Source organism: Pseudomonas sp. DWP3-1-3b3 (assembly GCF_049896305.1).
GTDB classification, from domain to species: Bacteria; Pseudomonadota; Gammaproteobacteria; order Pseudomonadales; family Pseudomonadaceae; genus Aquipseudomonas; species Aquipseudomonas azotoformans_A.
This window is the reverse complement of record NZ_JAFCUA010000001.1, coordinates 1,224,364-1,240,928: the sequence shown is the minus strand read 5'-3', so window position 1 is coordinate 1,240,928 and position 16,565 is coordinate 1,224,364. Positions and strand designations below refer to the sequence as shown.

The 16,565-nt window shown below is 56.3% G+C and carries 21 protein-coding genes and 1 tRNA gene; 3 read left to right on the top strand and 19 right to left on the bottom strand.

The window, feature by feature from the left end; all coding sequences use genetic code 11:
- Positions 1-4: 4 nt before the first annotated feature.
- Genes sctS through sctU form a run of 3 tightly spaced genes read left to right on the top strand, consistent with a single transcriptional unit; the run spans position 5 to position 2,161 of the window.
- Positions 5-268, top strand: a complete 264-nt coding sequence (sctS, locus tag ACP7BX_RS06075; protein ID WP_033896937.1) for a type III secretion system export apparatus subunit SctS — start codon at positions 5-7, stop codon at positions 266-268.
- A 10-nt stretch (positions 269-278) separates the two neighbouring features.
- Complete coding sequence (gene sctT, locus ACP7BX_RS06070) at positions 279-1,067, top strand: type III secretion system export apparatus subunit SctT (protein WP_314533461.1); 789 nt, start codon at positions 279-281, stop codon at positions 1,065-1,067.
- Positions 1,064-2,161, top strand: coding sequence for a type III secretion system export apparatus subunit SctU (sctU, locus tag ACP7BX_RS06065; RefSeq protein ID WP_033896939.1), 1,098 nt, complete (start codon positions 1,064-1,066; stop codon positions 2,159-2,161). The genes sctT and sctU overlap by 4 nt, the downstream gene beginning before the upstream one ends.
- Here the strand turns inward: sctU and ACP7BX_RS06060 are convergent, their stop codons facing one another.
- The 19 genes from ACP7BX_RS06060 to ACP7BX_RS05970 form a co-directional block, all read right to left on the bottom strand.
- Entirely contained in the window at positions 2,162-2,500 is a 339-nt protein-coding gene (locus ACP7BX_RS06060) for a transcriptional regulator (RefSeq protein ID WP_314533464.1), read from the bottom strand.
- An 11-nt stretch (positions 2,501-2,511) separates the two neighbouring features.
- Entirely contained in the window at positions 2,512-2,715 is a 204-nt protein-coding gene (hrpT, locus tag ACP7BX_RS06055; protein WP_033896942.1) for an HrpT family type III secretion system protein, read from the bottom strand.
- The gene (sctC, locus tag ACP7BX_RS06050; RefSeq protein ID WP_426128033.1) at positions 2,712-4,751 is read right to left on the bottom strand and encodes a type III secretion system outer membrane ring subunit SctC; all 2,040 of its coding nucleotides are present in this window, start codon (positions 4,749-4,751) and stop codon (positions 2,712-2,714) included. The genes hrpT and sctC overlap by 4 nt, the downstream gene beginning before the upstream one ends.
- A 116-nt stretch (positions 4,752-4,867) precedes the next feature.
- Positions 4,868-5,260, bottom strand: a complete 393-nt coding sequence (locus ACP7BX_RS06045) for a type III secretion protein (protein ID WP_314533468.1) — start codon at positions 5,258-5,260, stop codon at positions 4,868-4,870.
- Between the two features lies 1 nt (position 5,261).
- Positions 5,262-5,477, bottom strand: a complete 216-nt coding sequence (locus tag ACP7BX_RS06040; protein ID WP_178952434.1) for a hypothetical protein — start codon at positions 5,475-5,477, stop codon at positions 5,262-5,264.
- Positions 5,478-5,583: 106 nt separating this feature from the next.
- Positions 5,584-6,159 (bottom strand): type III secretion system stator protein SctL, encoded by a 576-nt coding sequence (sctL, locus tag ACP7BX_RS06035; protein WP_314533470.1) that lies wholly within the window; start codon positions 6,157-6,159, stop codon positions 5,584-5,586.
- Positions 6,159-6,740, bottom strand: coding sequence for a type III secretion protein (locus ACP7BX_RS06030; RefSeq protein ID WP_426128036.1), 582 nt, complete (start codon positions 6,738-6,740; stop codon positions 6,159-6,161). Before ACP7BX_RS06030 ends, sctL begins: the two co-directional genes overlap by 1 nt.
- Positions 6,730-7,545, bottom strand: coding sequence for a type III secretion system inner membrane ring lipoprotein SctJ (sctJ, locus tag ACP7BX_RS06025; protein WP_314533472.1), 816 nt, complete (start codon positions 7,543-7,545; stop codon positions 6,730-6,732). The genes ACP7BX_RS06030 and sctJ overlap by 11 nt, the downstream gene beginning before the upstream one ends.
- On the bottom strand, positions 7,530-7,760 hold the full coding sequence (locus ACP7BX_RS06020; protein ID WP_426128038.1) for an EscI/YscI/HrpB family type III secretion system inner rod protein: 231 nt from the start codon (positions 7,758-7,760) through the stop codon (positions 7,530-7,532). The genes sctJ and ACP7BX_RS06020 overlap by 16 nt, the downstream gene beginning before the upstream one ends.
- A 244-nt stretch (positions 7,761-8,004) precedes the next feature.
- Entirely contained in the window at positions 8,005-8,196 is a 192-nt protein-coding gene (locus ACP7BX_RS06015; protein ID WP_133074821.1) for a hypothetical protein, read from the bottom strand.
- Between the two features lie 185 nt (positions 8,197-8,381).
- Positions 8,382-9,299, bottom strand: a complete 918-nt coding sequence (locus ACP7BX_RS06010; protein WP_314533477.1) for a sigma 54-interacting transcriptional regulator — start codon at positions 9,297-9,299, stop codon at positions 8,382-8,384.
- A gap of 302 nt (positions 9,300-9,601) precedes the next feature.
- Positions 9,602-10,702, bottom strand: a complete 1,101-nt coding sequence (gene ychF / locus ACP7BX_RS06005; protein ID WP_033896952.1) for a redox-regulated ATPase YchF — start codon at positions 10,700-10,702, stop codon at positions 9,602-9,604.
- Between the two features lie 21 nt (positions 10,703-10,723).
- Entirely contained in the window at positions 10,724-11,308 is a 585-nt protein-coding gene (gene pth / locus ACP7BX_RS06000) for an aminoacyl-tRNA hydrolase (protein ID WP_010213318.1), read from the bottom strand.
- Positions 11,309-11,475: 167 nt separating this feature from the next.
- On the bottom strand, positions 11,476-12,072 hold the full coding sequence (locus tag ACP7BX_RS05995; RefSeq protein ID WP_426128041.1) for a 50S ribosomal protein L25/general stress protein Ctc: 597 nt from the start codon (positions 12,070-12,072) through the stop codon (positions 11,476-11,478).
- Between the two features lie 137 nt (positions 12,073-12,209).
- Complete coding sequence (locus ACP7BX_RS05990) at positions 12,210-13,151, bottom strand: ribose-phosphate pyrophosphokinase (protein ID WP_003171603.1); 942 nt, start codon at positions 13,149-13,151, stop codon at positions 12,210-12,212.
- A 45-nt stretch (positions 13,152-13,196) separates the two neighbouring features.
- Positions 13,197-13,271 (bottom strand) — tRNA-Gln (locus ACP7BX_RS05985).
- A 36-nt stretch (positions 13,272-13,307) separates the two neighbouring features.
- Positions 13,308-14,111 (bottom strand): 4-(cytidine 5'-diphospho)-2-C-methyl-D-erythritol kinase, encoded by an 804-nt coding sequence (gene ispE, locus ACP7BX_RS05980; protein ID WP_314533512.1) that lies wholly within the window; start codon positions 14,109-14,111, stop codon positions 13,308-13,310.
- Positions 14,112-14,160: 49 nt separating this feature from the next.
- Entirely contained in the window at positions 14,161-14,778 is a 618-nt protein-coding gene (lolB, locus tag ACP7BX_RS05975) for a lipoprotein insertase outer membrane protein LolB (RefSeq protein WP_033896955.1), read from the bottom strand.
- 4 nt (positions 14,779-14,782) lie between these two features.
- Positions 14,783-16,507, bottom strand: a complete 1,725-nt coding sequence (locus ACP7BX_RS05970) for a tetratricopeptide repeat protein (RefSeq protein WP_314533480.1) — start codon at positions 16,505-16,507, stop codon at positions 14,783-14,785.
- Between the last annotated feature and the right edge of the window lie 58 nt (positions 16,508-16,565).

Genomic DNA, 16,565 nt, shown 5'->3' with positions numbered 1-16,565 from the left:
CCCTATGGAACCTATCGTGCTGTTCAAGCAGGGCATGTTGCTGGTGGTGGTGCTGTCGGCGCCGCCGTTGATCGTGGCGGTGGTGGTGGGGGTGTTGACGTCTCTCGTGCAGGCATTGATGCAGGTACAGGACCAGACATTGCCCTTCGGTATCAAGCTGGTGGCCGTGGGTATCACGCTGATCATGACCGGCCGCTGGATTGGCGTGGAGTTGATCCAGCTGATCAACCTGACCTTCGAAATGATCGGCCGTTCGGCCCTGAACTGAGGCATCGCCCATGCTGCTCTATCTCGAATACCTGCCCAGCCTGGTGATCGGCATGGCGCGTATCTACCCGTGCGGCATCCTGGTGGCGGCGTTCTGTTTTCAACACATCCGGGGCATGCCGCGGCACACCCTGGTGATGGTCATGGCGTTGATGCCCGCACCGGGTATTCATGCTGCGTTGGCGGGCCAGGATTACTCCGCAATCATGCTGGCTGCGTTGGTACTCAAGGAGGTGGCCCTGGGGATTTTACTGGGGGTGCTTCTGGCGATGCCGTTCTGGATGTTCGAGTCAGTGGGGGCACTGCTGGATAACCAGCGGGGTGCCTTGGCGGGTGGGCAACTCAACCCTTCGCTGGGGCCGGATGCAACGCCGATCGGGCATATGTTCAAGCAACTGGCGATTTTCCTGCTGATGACCAGTCTCGGCCTGGGCACGCTGACCCAGGTGATCTGGGACAGCTACCTGATCTGGCCGCCCACCGTGTGGTTTCCGCTGCCTGCGGTGAATGGCTTTGATGTGTTTATCGGCCTGCTGGGGGATACGTTCACCCACATGATGCTCTATGCCGCCCCCTTTATTGCGGTGTTGCTGTTGCTGGAGTTCGGTATCGCACTGTTGGGGGTCTACAGCCAGCAGTTACAGGTGAGTACCCTGGCGCCACCGGTCAAGAGCCTGGCGGGCATTGGCATCCTGTTGTTGTACTTTGCGCTGCTGCAGGATCTGATCGTCGGGCGTATAAGCCTGCTGGGCGACCTTAAACATTCATTGGGCGTTTTGCTCAAGGTCGCAGTGCCATGAGTGACTCAGGCGAAAAAAAGCACCCGGCGTCCGCCAAGAAACTGCGTGACCAACGCAAGAAAGGTCAGGTCGCCCAGAGCCAGGATGTCGCAAAACTGCTGGCGCTGACAGCGATCAGTGAAATTGCCTTGGCCACCGCCGAGACCAGCCTGCAACGCTTCCAGCAATTGATGCTGTTGCCGATGTCACGGCTGAACCAGCCCTTCACGCGTGCGCTGGAAGAGGTGCTGTTCGACGCGCTGGGGGTGTTCTTTTCATTTGCCCTGTTGATGGCCGGGGTCGCGATTACCACGAAGCTGATCAGCAGTTGGATGCAGTTCGGGCTGCTGTTTGCGCCGGAGGCCTTGAAGATGGATTTCAATCGCCTCAACCCCGTCAGTCAGGTCAAGCAGATGTTCTCTGCCCAGCAGTTGATGAACCTGCTGATGAGCGTGGCGAAAGCCTTCCTTATCAGTTTGATTCTGTATGTGGTGATCTGGCCCGCAGTGGGCACTCTGATCAACCTGGCCACCAGTGACCTGCAAAGCTACATCGTGGCGTTGATCGCGCTGTTCCGTCATCTGCTGCACGTGTGCCTGGGCATGCTGCTGGTGCTGGCGCTTGTCGACATGATCCTGTCCAAGCACTTTTTTGCCAAGCGCATGCGCATGACCCAAGTGGAGGTCGTCAAAGAGTACAAGGACATGGAGGGCGACCCCCATGTGAAAGGGCAACGCCGTTCGTTGGCGTACCAGTTGGCTCAGGAAGAACCAAAGGTCAAGCTGCCCAAGCTCGAGGAGTCCGACATGCTGGTGGTCAACCCGACGCACTATGCCGTCGCGCTGTATTACCGTCCGGGTAAGACACCACTGCCGATGTTGGTGAGCAAAGGTACGGATGATGAAGCCCGCACATTGATCCGCCGCGCCAAGGCGGCCGACGTGCCGGTGATCCAGTGTGTCTGGCTGGCGCGCACGCTCTATACGAAAAAACTGGGCGCTGGTATCCCACGCGAAACCTTACAGGCCGTGGCGCTGATTTACCGGACCCTGCGTGAGCTCGATGATGAGGCCAAGCGCGAAACCCTGGAGCTTCCCGAGCTTGAGCGACGCTAATCAGGTGTCCAAGGCTTGCAGGGTGGCCAGCGACAGCATCCGGCTGAGGATCCTGTCGAGCGTGCTGGTGGTTGCCGGCAGTGCATGCCAGATCACCAGGGCATGCTGAGGGTCGAGGTAGATAAAGCAGCCATCGAACGCGACTGCCTGCTCAAAGCGTCGCTCCAGCACCCGTTGCAATTGCCCGGCCTGCAAAGCCTCACGCGCGATGCACAAGGCTAACCCGGGTCGCTGGCCGGCGCGCTGTGCGCAGACCTTGATGCCGGGCGCCAGGGGCAGGTGAGCGGCTGCGCCACTCACCAGGTTGTCGAAAAATGCCTGCCTTGGGTCGTCGGGCATATCCGGGTGTCTCATCGTTCCAGTGATACCGTTTGGTAATCCGCCCGCTCACCGGAGGGGGCGGGCTCGACGCGCATCTGCGGCGGCCACCAGATCACCATTTTGTCTTGGCTCGATTGCGGGCGTGAGCATGAATCACCTTTGCACGTCGGCGTACAGCCGGTGAAGAGCATCGCGGCGCCGATCAAGGTGACGCACAACAGTCGGTTCATCATGGTGTGGCCTTCTGAGCTGGAGTGATCAAGGAGGGGCGGGGCACACTGAGGTGTTCATCCTTCACCACCGGGCGCATGGCGATAAATACCTCGGCTTCTTCACCCGGCTTGAGCCAGGCGCGCGGCCAGACAGTGACCGCCAGGGTCTGCGAGTTGCTGCATTCCTTTTCATCGATACGCACATTACGTTTGAACTGGTTGCGCAACACCACAACCGCCACGTTGTATTCCGGGCCGGCGTACCACTGGCTGCGTTCGCTATTGAGCGCCAGCAAATCGCGGGTGCTGCACAAGGTGTTCAGTGCCAGAGGCATTGGTGCCGCACTGAAAGACTTGGGGACTTCTCCACTGACCAAGCGCGCCAGCGTGGTGATGATGTCACTGCGTTTGATCACCGGCTGATGCGGTGAGTAGCGTCTGGCCAACGGTGTGAGGGCCGCTTGCAACTCGGCCTGATCGTCCTGTGGCAAGTAGCGCGACGGGTCGTCCTGGTCCCCGATGACGCGGGGTGTGAGGATGAACAAGCGTTCACGTCGATTGTTGTGGCGTTCTGTCGAGGAAAACAGCGCCTTGCCCAGCAACGGAATATCCCCCAGCAGCGGGATCTTCTTTTGCTGGTCGGAACTGTCGGTGACATGGAAGCCACCCACTACCAGAGAACGCTTTTCCTGCATCACGGCCTGCGTGCTGACCTTGCCCCGGCGTACATCGGGGTGATTGGGGTCTCGCTCGGGGTTGCTTTCGTCGAAATTACCGTCTTCGATATCGATGGCCAAATGGATCTGGTGAACGCCGCGCCCCGTCGTTACCCGGGGAACCACTTGGAGGCTGGTGCCCACCGTGACGGGCAAAATGGTTGCGTAATCTCTACCGGGAGTGATGTATTGGGTGCGGTTGAAGTCGATCACCGCCGGCTGGTTTTCCAGGGTGAGCACCGACGGGTTGGAGACCATGGTTGCCAGCCCCTTGGCCTCCAGCGCGCGAATATCGGCGTAGAAACGATCACGGTTTTCAATCGATACTTGCGACGAGGTGCCAGGCGCCATGTTGACGCCGCCGCGGAAGCGGCTGTTCTGGAAACCCCAGTTCACCCCGAATTCGCGCAATTGCGTCCGTTCGATATCGAGAATGATTGCATCGATTTCGATCAGTTTGCGGGCGACATCAAGTTGGGTGATCAACTCGCGGTACATGGCCTGGCGCTCCGGCAGGTCATAGATCAGCACGGCATTATTGCGCACATCGGCTTCGACGCGGATGCGGCTGTTGGATGTCGGCGCCCGCGTGGTCATTGTGGGGCCGGCGTCCAACTGCCCTGTGTTGCCATTTGCACCGAGCATTTGGCCCAGCAACGGGTTGCCCAGCCGAGGCGCGTTGGGTGTCAGAGGGGATGGTTGGGATGAGGTGGGTTGGCTCATCCCCGAAAGCGTTGAGGCGGAACGGGGTTCCAAGAGTCCCCGCAAAATGCTCGCGACGCCGGGAACGACGAGTTTTTCGCCTCGGTAATCCACGGTGCGGTCTGCCGCGTTGGCAAATTTGAGCGGGAAGCTGAGCACGCTCTGCTTTTCGTCCGCCGAGCGGCGTTTGCTGCTGAACTGCTTGATCTGTTCGATGTAGGTTTTGGGGCCGGAGACCAATACGACACCGTCTTCGGGCAATTCGCCCCAGCCGAAACGGCTATCAAGCAGGCCGATATCGGTCAGCGCTTGCTTGAGGTCTGAAATAGTTTCCGAGGAGACTTCCAGGCGCGCGGATTCCTGCTGGTCCAGCGTGCTGATGAATAGGGTGTTGTTGTAGAGATACCATTGAAAACGGTGCTCAACGCCGAGTCTATCCAGCATGGACTGCGGGGTATTCGCGCGGATCTTACCGTTTACGTCGCCCTCCAGCAGGCCTTCGATTTGCAGTTGCGTACCAAAGGTCTGGGCGAAGTCGTCGAGCACTTCCCGCAGCGGTTTATGCTCGGCCTCGTAGGCGTAGGCGGTGTTTTTCCATTCTGAGGGGATGGCTGCAAGCAGGTTGTGCGCTGGAGCCATTACGCAGGCTAATAGTGCCAGCCATTGCCATTTCGCGCGTCTGGATGAAGTGTCAGGCGGATCAATATGCAAGCAGGTGTGTTGGGAAATCTTGTTATGCATAGGAGCTTTCCTGATTAATGCCGCAACGCACGTAGTGAAGTTGGTTTGGGTGTATGGGCTGGTTTATTCAGGCGTGCGAACATGGCGCGCCAGGTATCCCGTTGGTTGAGCAGAGATTCGATGCTACCCAACACGCGATGCTCGTCAGGCGCAACCTGAAGGCTTTGGATAATCCAGAGGGTGCCACAGCTGGATGCTTGCGCTACTGCGCCCTGAAAGTGATTCAGACTCGCAGAGCCGATCCGCATCCAATGTTGCAGTTCGGTGTTGTTAGATGAAGTTGAAGTCAGCCTGACGCTTACCAATACCCCACTAACATGAAGGCGGATCACAATGTCATCTTGTCCTTCAAGTAAGGTTATTTGTTCTTTGCCGCTCTTCAACCAGTCAATGATGAGCGCTTTCAAATCACTGAAAGCTCTCGATGGTTGTTTTGATCGTTTCGTGAATGACGCGCCCTTGCTCCAGATAGGCAAAGTTGGCGAAGTCTTGCTGTAGTATGAGCGAGTAGAACGCCTGAATGTCTTCCGATGTTGCAGGATCTTCACCCGCGCGTACGACTTTCTGGTTGGCGGTGGTGCTGTTTCTCGCAAGCTGAAGCGATAAGTTGCTTAAAGAACTCATAGTGATTCCTCAATGTTTTTTGTGTTGTGGTTTGTCACCGCCAGTCAGTTCCGTGCACAAGAAACTATTTGATACGAGGTGAACCATTGAGCAAGCGCTTATGGTTTTATCGACTCTGTTTGAGAAACATCTCGAGCATCGATTGCCAGTTGATCAGAAAATCTCCCTCGTCTGTCCTCAGTGTCAGGGTTTGAGGGAGGGCGGTGGCGTCTGGTTGCAGCTTCCAGAGTGTCGCCCCGTGAGAAGCAAGGTACTTTTTTATATACTCGAATTCGGTTGGGCAGCAGAGCAGCGTTGCGTTGACCTGCGGTATCTGATTTGCCAGCAGCTGCTGGATGAGAGCTTGCAGACGCTGAGGCTCGACAGTCTCGTCAAGGATGCGCTGGATGGCTTGGTTGATAACTAAGGTCGCATGGTGTTCAAGACTTGCCAGAATTGCCTCACGCTCATGTTCCCAGCACTTGAGCTGCTTATCGGCGCGTTGCCAAAGTTCCAGCGAGGCTTTTTTCTGCATCGCCTCACATTTCTCACCTGCTCTTCTTATCAGCTCGTCAGCCTTCGCTTGCGCATGCAATAGGATCTGATTGGCGTTTTCGACGTCTGCGAGCACTTCTCGGGGAACCAAGGGGTTTGGAAAACTGGCAGCGTTCTGGTGCAACTCAATTTTTTGCAGTTGAAGCATTATCGATCTCCTGGCGTGTGCATGTCAGGAAGTGTGTCGTGGCCGTTTCGTGATGTGGCACGCCAGACCACGGCTTGCCAGAGCGTGATCAATCGGCTGCATGCGTTTTCAAATGCAGGAGCTCTTTCTTCCACCGTGAGAACTCGCTCCACGGGAAAACGTAATCGAAGCCGCTGCCAGACTGCGGGTGCGATCCAATTGCACAGTAATTGCAAAGGGTCATCTTCGGGCAGAAGCATGTCAGGTGAGAGGGCTTTGGAAAGGCTCATGCACCATAGGTCATCGCCTTCGTTCAAAGAGGGTGCAGATTCAGGCGTGACAGTAAGGTGAATCAATTTGAGCGCAAGGTTGAGTTGGTCCGTTGAGGCAAGAGCCAGCCGAAGCACCGCGAACTGAGGCGCAGGGGGCAAGGAGGGGGCCGCGCCTGCAAGTCCGTTCTTCATCAGGACCTCACAGCATTGCATCAAAGCAATTTCGGGGTAAAAAGATCTCCAGCTTTCGTGAGAGGCTTTCCAGGGAAATGCCCACCATTGAGCCCAAGCAAGATGGTCACTCATGGATAAGGAGTGGCTAATGATCATGTGCAGGACCTGCCGTTACATCAGGTATCGACTGCGCCATCCGCTGTCGCCGGTTTAACAGGAAGAGTGAACCGGCCACCGTGACAATCAAACCACCCAGCACACCCACGAAGCACGTCCACCAAAAGCTACGGTCATCTGCCGGAATTAAGAAAGGTCCGAAGTAGACCAATCGTTTTTGTTCCTGGTAAGCCGCGGCGGGTACAAATATGACGCTAAGTTTTTGTGGGTTGTCCACGGCGGTTGTCATCCCCGGAATACTGCTTGCGACCATTCTGCGAACACGGGCTCTGATATTGTCGGGATCAAGACGAGGATCGTGTTTGATGAAAACCGAGGCGGATGCAGGCTGCACCGGTTCTCCTGGCGCAATGCGCTCGGGAAGCACGACGTGCACTCGGGCAACGATGACGCCGTCGATGTTCGACAGGGTGGCTTCGAGCTCCTGGGATAAGGCGTAGATGTAGCGTGCGCGCTCTTCCAGTGGCGTAGAGATAACGCCCTCTTTGCGAAACGTATCGCCGAGTGTGGCGCGAGCGAGCTTGGGCAGGCCCACAGCCTCCAGCGTGCGAACGGCTCGGCCTATGTCGTTTGCATCAACACTTACCGTTACACCATCCTTGGTCGGGATCTTTTGAGCTCGAATATGTTTGTCTGCCAGTTCTGCAATGACTTCATTGGCCTCCTGCTCGGAGAGTTGTCGATGCAGTTCGACACGGTCACCGCAGCCACTCAACAGAAACAGAAAACTGAGCGCCAATAGCGTTGACTGCAGGAAGCGCCTGCGCGCTACTGCAGGTTGCATATTTTGTCGATGCACTGGGTTGTTTTACCAAGGGTTTTTACGATCAAGTGCGACATGAGCAAAGCGTTGGAAAGATCATTTGGATACTTACGTAACGCCTCTCTGTCGATATTTTTGCTGAGTTTGCTGAGGTCTCTCGTGATTTTGTTTTTTGTTGTATCGATCGCCGTTGCCGCGTTCGCCAGCAAACTCATTGCTTCAAATTGTGCTGCCATAGGTTTTGTTGAAACGGGACGTTAGAGTTCTGAGGTGAAAAAGTCGACATCCGTACTTGAGGGTGGGCTATCAGATGAACGAAGGGTGCTTTTATGGCTGCTAAGCGCGATTGAGCTATTGTCTTCTACAAGCATCGGTAATCCCGGTAGGTGAGCAATGGTACTTTTACGCAGGCTTTAAGTGTCGGCATCCTTTTTAATACAAGATGCACCTCCTCGGCGGGTAAGCCGAGGAGGTCTTGCATTAACGCCTTTTCTCAGCAGCGCCTTTGACGTTGCTATCTTGAGTTGCGTCGTTGCTCAGTTTCAGGCCCTGAGTCTGTATTTCCTTCGACCGCTGACTTTCTGCATCAAGGCCGGGGTTTCCAGCGGTGTCGCCGGCGCCGTAGCCGGAGTTATAGGGGTTGTAGGAACCGTAACCGTTAACTTGAGACATGGACCTTCTCCACTTCGCTAGTTTTAAATATAGTGCATTACTCAGTCATCATTTTTTGCAAGGTTTTACAGTGTGATGTCTGACGTTAACTGTGTGGTATTCGCTATTTAAGTAGTTCCAAGCTATTGCAAAAAAAACTGGAGGCCTCCAACTTTTTACAACAGTGTTGGGATTTAAACATTGGTTTAATCAATCCCCAATTGTTTCATCCGGTAATAGAATGTACGTTTGGCGACTCTCAAGTCAGCCGCCGCCAGGTCCACATTACCGTTGTGCCGATGCAGTGATTCCTCAATCAGTGACTTCTCAATACGTTGTAAGCGTTCCTTGAGGCCTGCTTCAGATACCTCAGGATTCCTATCCCTCACTGAGAGTGGAGGAAGGCCCAAAACAAAGCGTTTAGCGGTGGAACTCAGTTCGCGAACATTACCAGGCCAGGGATGGCATAACAGCTGCTGTAACAAGGAATTTGGAGGCTGCGGAGAAGGGCACTTAAAAGATTCCGCTTCTTGGCGGATCATGCTCAAAAAAAGCGGAATGATACGATCTTTGCATTCTCGCAAAGACGGGAGCTGGATATCGACGACACTTAAACGAAAATACAGGTCCCGTCGGAAAGTCCCTCGTTCAACCATTTCGTAGAGCGACTGTTGAGCCGATGCGATAACACGCATGTCTACCGGTATAAACCGGGTCGAGCCGAGGCGCTCGACACCGCGCGACTCCAGCGTGCGCAGTAGCTTGGCTTGCAAGGAAAGCGGCATGCTGTCGATTTCATCCAGGTACAAAGTGCCTAGATGTGCGGCTTCGATAAAGCCTGCCCTGGACTGTACAGCGCCCGTGTAGGCTCCGCTATTGACGCCGAACAGTTGGCTTTCTGCAAGGGTTTCTGGAATGGCGGCACAGTTCACTGCGATGAAGCTCCCCCGTCGTCCGGATAAACGATGGATTCGCTGTGCCAAGGTGTCCTTGCCGGTTCCGGTTTCTCCCAGCAGCAAAATATCAATATTGAGCGAGGCAGTGCTGCTCAATATTTCTTCAATGTCGGGGCCTGCAAGCAGTGAAACATTCGCTTTATTGTCCAGGGTGTCAGAGGCCGACATTGCATGATTACTCCATAATCGTTATTACTTCGCTATTGGTGTGCAGGCTCGGCTCAGTAGATAGAATTCTATAAGTGTTGTCACTTATTGTTGATCGTGTTGGTCGCCAATGTTGTGTAGGATAAGTTTGGTTTTGACTTGGATTTAATTTCTCGTCACAAGACTCAGGAATGTCAGTAGGGGAAGTCTGAAAAACTCTAATGCTTGGCGTACGTATTGTTGAATGTGGATAAACAGCGCCCACAAAAAAGCCGATGCAATGCATCGGCTTTTTTATTCGCGGTATAAACCGCAGGTAACGCTTACACGTTAAAACGGAAGTGCATCACATCGCCATCTTTAACGATGTATTCCTTACCTTCCAAGCGCCACTTACCCGCTTCCTTGGCACCGGCTTCACCCTTGAACTGGATGAAGTCGTTGTAGGCAATCACTTCGGCGCGGATAAAGCCTTTTTCGAAGTCGGTGTGGATCACGCCAGCAGCCTGTGGTGCGGTAGCACCGACCTTGACGGTCCAGGCGCGGACTTCTTCGACACCGGCGGTGAAGTAAGTCTGCAGGTGCAGCATTTCATAGCCAGCGCGGATCACGCGGTTCAGGCCAGGCTCTTCCAGGCCCAGGGCCTCGAGGAACATGTCTTTTTCTTCGCCGTCATCCAGTTCGGCAATTTCTGCTTCGATCTTGTTGCACACCGGTACCACGATCGCGCCTTCTTCGTCGGCGATGGCCTTGACCACGTCGAGCAGCGGGTTGTTCTCGAAACCGTCTTCGGCGACGTTGGCGATGTACATGACAGGCTTGGTAGTCAGCAGGTGGAAGCCCTTGATCACCGCTTTTTCGTCGGTGCTCATGTTCTTCATCAAGCTGCGCGCAGGCTTGCCTTCGGTGAAGTGAGCGATCAACTGCTCCAGCAGGCCTTTCTGGACCACGGCGTCCTTGTCACCACCCTTGGCGTTGCGTGCGACTTTCTGCAGTTGTTTCTCGCAGCTGTCGAGGTCGGCGAAGATCAGTTCCAGGTCGATGATCTCGATGTCGCGCTTGGGGTCGACACTGTTGGAGACGTGAATCACGTTCTCGTCTTCAAAGCAGCGGACCACGTGGGCGATGGCATCGGTTTCACGGATGTTGGCCAGGAACTTGTTGCCCAGGCCTTCACCTTTCGAGGCGCCGGCAACCAGGCCAGCGATGTCGACGAATTCCATGGTGGTCGGCAAGATGCGCTTCGGATTGACGATGGCCGCCAATGCCGCCAGGCGCGGGTCCGGCATGGCCACGATACCGCTGTTAGGCTCGATGGTGCAGAAGGGGAAGTTCTCCGCTGCAATACCGGACTTGGTCAGAGCGTTGAACAGGGTGGATTTGCCGACGTTGGGCAGGCCGACGATGCCGCAATTGAATCCCATGGTGTTTCCCCTCGGTAAGAGTCAGGCCTTCTGGCTGTGCAGGTTTTTCATCGCGCGGTTCCATTCACCGGCGAAGATATCCGGCAGCACGCCGAGGGCAAAGTCGATGCTGGCATCGAGTTTTTCCTGTTCGGCGCGTGGCGCACGACCCAGGACGAAATTTGAAACCATACTGGCAACGCCTGGGTGGCCAATGCCGAGCCGCAGACGGTAGAAATTATTCTGATTGCCCAGCTGCGCAATGATGTCGCGCAGGCCATTGTGCCCGCCATGCCCGCCGCCCAGCTTGAGCTTGGCAACACCGGGTGGCAGGTCCAGTTCGTCATGGGCCACCAGGATCTCCTCAGGTTTGATCCGGAAGAAGCCCGCAAGCGCCGCGACAGCCTGGCCGCTGCGGTTCATGTAGGTGGTGGGAATCAGCAGACGAACATCCTGACCCTGGTGCGAAAAGCGCCCGGTCAGGCCAAAATATTTGCGATCGGCCACCAGGTTCACACCTTGCGCGTGGGCGATGCGCTCAACAAAAAGGGCCCCCGCGTTATGCCGGGTCTGTTCGTATTCGGCGCCTGGATTTCCCAGGCCAACGATCAGTTTAATGGCAGTCACGACAGGGGCCCTTCCTTTGGAGTTGTGGATAACATCGCCGCAACCTGTGTGCGGCGAAAGTGGACGACAGAAGCTATTTACTCAAGAGTAAACGCCGCGTTATCGCCCGCTTTCTCGCTACGTTCCGGTCCGCGATGTTTCCTCAAGCTCCGGCAATACAGAGTGAATTACTCTGCAGCGCCTTCTTCAGCTTCTGGAGCAACGCGTGGAGCGTGAACGTTGGCAACCGCTTTGTCATCACCGTGAGCCAGTGCAACAAACTCAACGCCTTTAGGGGCTTTGAGGTCGGACAGGTGGATGATGGCGCCAACTTCAGCAGCCGACAGGTCGACTTCGATGAACTCAGGCAGGTCTTTCGGCAGGCAGGTCACTTCGATTTCGTTCACAACGTGAGAAATCTCGCCGCCTTTCTTGATCGGAGCTTCTTCACCGATGAAGTGAACAGGCACGATAGCGGTCAGTTTCTGGCCAGCTACAACGCGAACGAAGTCAGCGTGCATGATGAACTGCTTGGACGGGTGACGCTGCATCGCTTTAACGATGACGTTCTGCTTGGCGCCGTCGACGTTCAGCTCGATAACGTGGCTGTAGGCAGCTTCGTTTTCGAACAGCTTGGCGATTTCCTTGGCCAGGATGGTCACGGATTCAGCAGGCTTGTTACCACCGTATACAACGGCTGGGATGTTGGCGGCGTGACGCAGGCGGCGGCTCGCACCTTTCCCCAGGTCAGTACGCGCTTGAGCGTTCAGAGTAAAGTCAGTCATTTTGTATCTCCAAAATAGCCATCATCGAGGGGCGTTTGCGACCAGCGCCGTACTCGACATGGGCAAAAAAGCCCCGCCCCAACAGAATGTCGGGGCGGGGCGCTTTTCGTCAGTGGGATGTGCCGAAGGTGTGACCCTTAGCGGAACATCGCGCTGATCGATTCTTCATTGCTGATGCGGCGGACCGCCTCGGCAACGACCGGTGCGATATCCAGTTGACGGATACGCGCACAGGCTTGAGCAGCGGCGGACAACGGGATGGTGTTAGTCACCACCAGTTCGTCCAGCACGGAATTCTCGATGTTCTCGATCGCTCGGCCCGACAGCACAGGGTGTGTGCAGTAGGCGAAGACTTTAGCCGCACCGTGCTCTTTCAAGGCTTTCGCCGCGTGGCACAGGGTGCCGGCGGTGTCGACCATGTCATCAACCAGAATACAGGTACGCCCTTCGACATCACCGATGATATGCATCACTTCAGAGTGATTGGCTTTCTCACGGCGTTTGTCGATGATCCCGAGGTCCACGCCCAGGGATTTGGCAACAGCCCGTGCACGCACGACGCCACCAATGTCCGGGGACACGATCATCAGGTTTTCAAAGCGCTGGTCTTCGATGTCATCCACCAATACGGGGGAGCCGTAGATGTTATCTACCGGAATATCAAAGAACCCCTGGATTTGGTCAGCGTGCAGGTCAACCGTGAGAACACGGTCGATACCTACCACGGTCAGCATGTCAGCGACGACTTTCGCGCTGATAGCCACACGTGCGGAACGCGGACGGCGATCCTGACGGGCATAACCAAAATAAGGGATTACAGCTGTGATTCGAGTCGCTGAGGAGCGGCGGAAGGCATCAGCCATCACGACGAGTTCCATCAGGTTATCGTTGGTCGGAGCGCAAGTCGGCTGAATAATGAAGACGTCTTTACCGCGAACGTTTTCATTGATCTCGGCTGTAATTTCGCCGTCGGAAAACTTACCGACAGAGATGTCACCGAGAGGGATATGCAGCTGACGTACGACACGCCGAGCCAGATCGGGGTTAGCATTCCCCGTAAAGACCATCATCTTGGACACGCGCAGTACCTAGAGGCTGAGGGTAACCTGGATGAGTATAGAAAATGGCAGGGGCGGCTGGATTCGAACCAACGCATGGCAGGATCAAAACCTGCTGCCTTACCGCTTGGCGACGCCCCTGTATCTGTTGCAACGAGTGCCTAACACTCGGTTCCTTTAGAGCAGACTTTGCAGCTTGCGATGCAACATCGAAACGTTGCTTCCCTTTGCTACAAACCCTGTAAGGGTCTCTGTAAGAAGGGCCGAGACTTTATCAGCTTCAGCTTTGCTTGGGAAGCCCCCAAACACACAACTTCCAGTTCCGGTTAATTTTGCTTCGGTAAATTTACCTAACAAATTCAAAGCGTTACGTACCTCTGGATAACGCCTTGCTACAACCGGTAAGCAGTCATTTCGACTGTTTCCCTTGGGAACGGGGCGCACTTTAATGGGAGAAGAGTTACGTGTCAACAACGGATCTGAAAAAATTTCTGCTGTACTTACAGATACTTGCGGCACAAGCACGACATACCATGGCTCTTCGGGGTATTCCGGGCTGAGTTTCTCCCCCACGCCCTCGGCGAAAGCCGCGTGCCCACGCACGAAAACCGGGACGTCGGCGCCCAGTGTCAGGCCCAGCGCGGCCAGGCGATCTTCGTCCCAACCCAGTTGCCACAAGTGATTCAGACCCAGCAATGTGGTGGCGGCATTCGAGCTGCCGCCGCCGATTCCACCGCCCATGGGCAAAATTTTATCGATCCAGATATCGATACCTAGCCCGCATCCGGATTGTTCCTGAAGTTTTTTCGCCGCCTTCACGATCAGGTTGCTGTCGTGAGGCACGCCTTCGAATTCGGTATGCAGCTTGATCACGCCGTCGTCGCGCACGGAGAAGGTCAGCTCATCGCCGTAGTCGAGAAATTGAAACAGCGTCTGCAACTCGTGATAGCCGTCTTCACGGCGACCGAGAATATGCAGCATCAAATTGAGTTTCGCGGGGGAGGGCAGCGTCAGGCGTTCTACAGTCACTTTATTGCCCCAGTTTGCGCGGTTGCCAGTCCTTGATCACCAGCGTGACGTCAAGGTCGGGACCGTGCAGCTTGATGCGCTCAGGCAGCGAATAACCGCTTTGCTCTACGTAGCTCAAATATTCCACCTGCCAGCCATCCTGCTCCAGTGTGGCCAGGCGGCTGTCGCCATTGAGGCTCAGGCGGCTCTTGCTGTCAGGCGCGGGCAGGCCGCGTACCCACCAGACCAGGTGAGACACCGGCAGCTTCCAGCCAATCTGTTCTTCCAGAAGCGTTTCCGGCGAAGTCGCTTCATAGCGCCCCTGATTGGCCACCTCGAGGCTGACTTGCCCTGGTCGACCGGTCAGGCGTGCCGCGCCACGCCCCAGCGGGCCGGACAGGCGAATATCGTAGTAATCCTGGCGTTGCAGCCAGAACAAAGTGCCGCTGCCCGAATCCTTTGGCGCGCGAACCCCGACTTTGCCTTCGATCTGCCAGCCGTCGATGCTGCTGAGCTGATCTTTATGCTGCTTCCATTGCGCCGGGTTGCCCTGGCCTTCAACGGATTCACGGGCGCCGAAACCCGCGCAACCGGCGAGCAGGGCGATGAAGCTGAAAACGACAATGTGGCGCAAGAACATAAGCTTAAAGGGTCTCGGATCCGGTCAGGCGCTTGATGGTGCCGCGCAGGATGGGGCTTTCGGGTTGTTCCTTGAGGAATTTTTCCCAGATCTGGCGTGCTTCGCGCTGTTTGCCATTGGCCCAGAGCACTTCGCCCAGGTGAGCAGCGACTTCCTGGTCGGGGAAGCGTTCCAGCGCCTGGCGCAGCAAGCGTTCGGCTTCGTCGAGGTTGCCCAGGCGGTAATTCACCCAGCCCAGGCTGTCGAGCACGGCCGGGTCTTCCGGGTTGAGCTTGTGGGCTTGTTCGATCAACACCTTGGCTTCGGCGTAACGCGTGGTGCGGTCGGACAGCGTGTAACCCAAGGCGTTGAGGGCCATGGCGTTGTCCGGGTCGCGCTTGATGATCAGGCGCAGGTCTTTTTCCATCTGTGCCAGGTCATTGCGTTTTTCCGCCTGCATGGCGCGGGTATACAGCAGGTTCAAATCGTCGGGGAATTGCAGCAAGGCCTGTTGCAGCAGTTTCCAGGCGCGCTCACCCTGATTGTTGGCCGACAAGGTCTCGGCCTGGATCAGGTACAGCTGGATCGCATAGTCCGGCTCGGCATCGCGGGCCGCAGCCAGGCGTTTTTCCGCCTCGTCGGTGCGACCGTTGCTCATCAGTATATCGGCCTGGCGCAATTGGGCTGGCAGGTAGTCATTGCCGGGGCCGACCTGGGCGTATTCGAGCAGGGCGGCCTGTGGATCGTTGCGCTCCTCGGCGATACGGCCAAGGTTCAGGTGCGCCGAATCCACATGGCTTTCGCGCTGGATCAGCTCTTCCAGGTAACCCTTGGCCTCGTCCCAGGCCTTGGCTTCCAGGCACACCAGTGCCAGTGAATAGCGCAATTCGTCATCGTCCGGGTATTGCTGGACCAAACTGGCGAACTGCACTTTGGCGTCCTCCATGCGGTCCTGCTCGACCAGCATGCGCGCGTAGGTCAGGCGCAGGCGCTTGTCTTCCGGATACTTCTTGATGCTTTTTTCCAGCAGTGGAATCGCTTCCTTGCCGCGATTGAGGTTCTGCAGCAGGCGCGCACGCAGCAGGATCGGCGCGATTTCGCCTTCTTCCGGCGGATTCTGCTCCAGCAGCTTCAGCGCGGCGTCGGCTTCGTCATCCTGTTGCAGCAGCAAGGCCTTGCCGAAAATCAGCTGGCTGTTCTTCGGGTGTTTTTGCAGCAGGCGGTCGAAGCTCTTCATCAAACCGTTGCGCGTGTCCTGGTCCGTGTCGGCCGCCGACAGCGCGAGAAAGTCGAAATGGGTGTCGCCCTTGCCCTGCAGGACCTTCTCCATATAGACCATGGAGTCGTCATAGCGCCCGGCGCGTGCCAGTTGAACGGCCGCCGCGCGTTGGGCTTCGAGGTCGTCCGGTGCGTTTTTGGCCCAGATCAGCGACGTGTCCAGCGCAGCCTGGTCGGCGCCCAGGTACTCGGCGATGCGGAACGCGCGCTCGGAAATCCCCGGATCCTGAGTGTTGATGGCCTGGGTCACGTAGTTATCCAGGGCAATGTCGAAACGATTGCGCTGGCCGGCGAGTTCTGCGGTCAGCAGGCTGTACACCGTTTCTTCAGTGAACGAGGAATAAACCTTGGGCTTTTCAGGGGCGGGGGTGCTCTCTTCCACCGGCGGCGTACCGTCCGGCGACACGGGTGCCATGGCCTGGCAGCCGCTGAGGAAGACAAAAGCAAGGAGCAACGCGGAAGATCTATTCATATAGGAAAAGGACGACTAACCTGCGGTCGGATCATCATGACACAAGCCTTCGGCCAAA

Bases quoted from the DNA above. Each gene is read 5' to 3' on its own strand.
- ACP7BX_RS06020 (WP_426128038.1), bottom strand. From the start codon at position 7,760: ATGGCAGCACAATTTGAAGCAATGAGTTTGCTGGCGAACGCGGCAACG.
- ACP7BX_RS05995 (WP_426128041.1), bottom strand. From the start codon at position 12,072: ATGACTGACTTTACTCTGAACGCTCAAGCGCGTACTGACCTGGGGAAA.
- hrpT (WP_033896942.1), bottom strand. From the start codon at position 2,715: ATGATGAACCGACTGTTGTGCGTCACCTTGATCGGCGCCGCGATGCTC.
- ACP7BX_RS06010 (WP_314533477.1), bottom strand. From the start codon at position 9,299: ATGTCGGCCTCTGACACCCTGGACAATAAAGCGAATGTTTCACTGCTT.
- ychF (WP_033896952.1), bottom strand. From the start codon at position 10,702: ATGGGATTCAATTGCGGCATCGTCGGCCTGCCCAACGTCGGCAAATCC.
- sctU (WP_033896939.1), top strand. From the start codon at position 1,064: ATGAGTGACTCAGGCGAAAAAAAGCACCCGGCGTCCGCCAAGAAACTG.
- ACP7BX_RS06060 (WP_314533464.1), bottom strand. From the start codon at position 2,500: ATGCCCGACGACCCAAGGCAGGCATTTTTCGACAACCTGGTGAGTGGC.
- ACP7BX_RS06040 (WP_178952434.1), bottom strand. From the start codon at position 5,477: ATGAGTTCTTTAAGCAACTTATCGCTTCAGCTTGCGAGAAACAGCACC.
- sctS (WP_033896937.1), top strand. From the start codon at position 5: ATGGAACCTATCGTGCTGTTCAAGCAGGGCATGTTGCTGGTGGTGGTG.
- sctT (WP_314533461.1), top strand. From the start codon at position 279: ATGCTGCTCTATCTCGAATACCTGCCCAGCCTGGTGATCGGCATGGCG.
- ACP7BX_RS06015 (WP_133074821.1), bottom strand. From the start codon at position 8,196: ATGTCTCAAGTTAACGGTTACGGTTCCTACAACCCCTATAACTCCGGC.
- lolB (WP_033896955.1), bottom strand. From the start codon at position 14,778: ATGTTCTTGCGCCACATTGTCGTTTTCAGCTTCATCGCCCTGCTCGCC.
- sctL (WP_314533470.1), bottom strand. From the start codon at position 6,159: ATGCTTCAACTGCAAAAAATTGAGTTGCACCAGAACGCTGCCAGTTTT.
- ACP7BX_RS06030 (WP_426128036.1), bottom strand. From the start codon at position 6,740: ATGATCATTAGCCACTCCTTATCCATGAGTGACCATCTTGCTTGGGCT.
- sctJ (WP_314533472.1), bottom strand. From the start codon at position 7,545: ATGCAACCTGCAGTAGCGCGCAGGCGCTTCCTGCAGTCAACGCTATTG.
- ACP7BX_RS05970 (WP_314533480.1), bottom strand. From the start codon at position 16,507: ATGAATAGATCTTCCGCGTTGCTCCTTGCTTTTGTCTTCCTCAGCGGC.
- sctC (WP_426128033.1), bottom strand. From the start codon at position 4,751: ATGGCTCCAGCGCACAACCTGCTTGCAGCCATCCCCTCAGAATGGAAA.
- ispE (WP_314533512.1), bottom strand. From the start codon at position 14,111: ATGCTGCATATTCTCGGTCGCCGTGAAGACGGCTATCACGAGTTGCAG.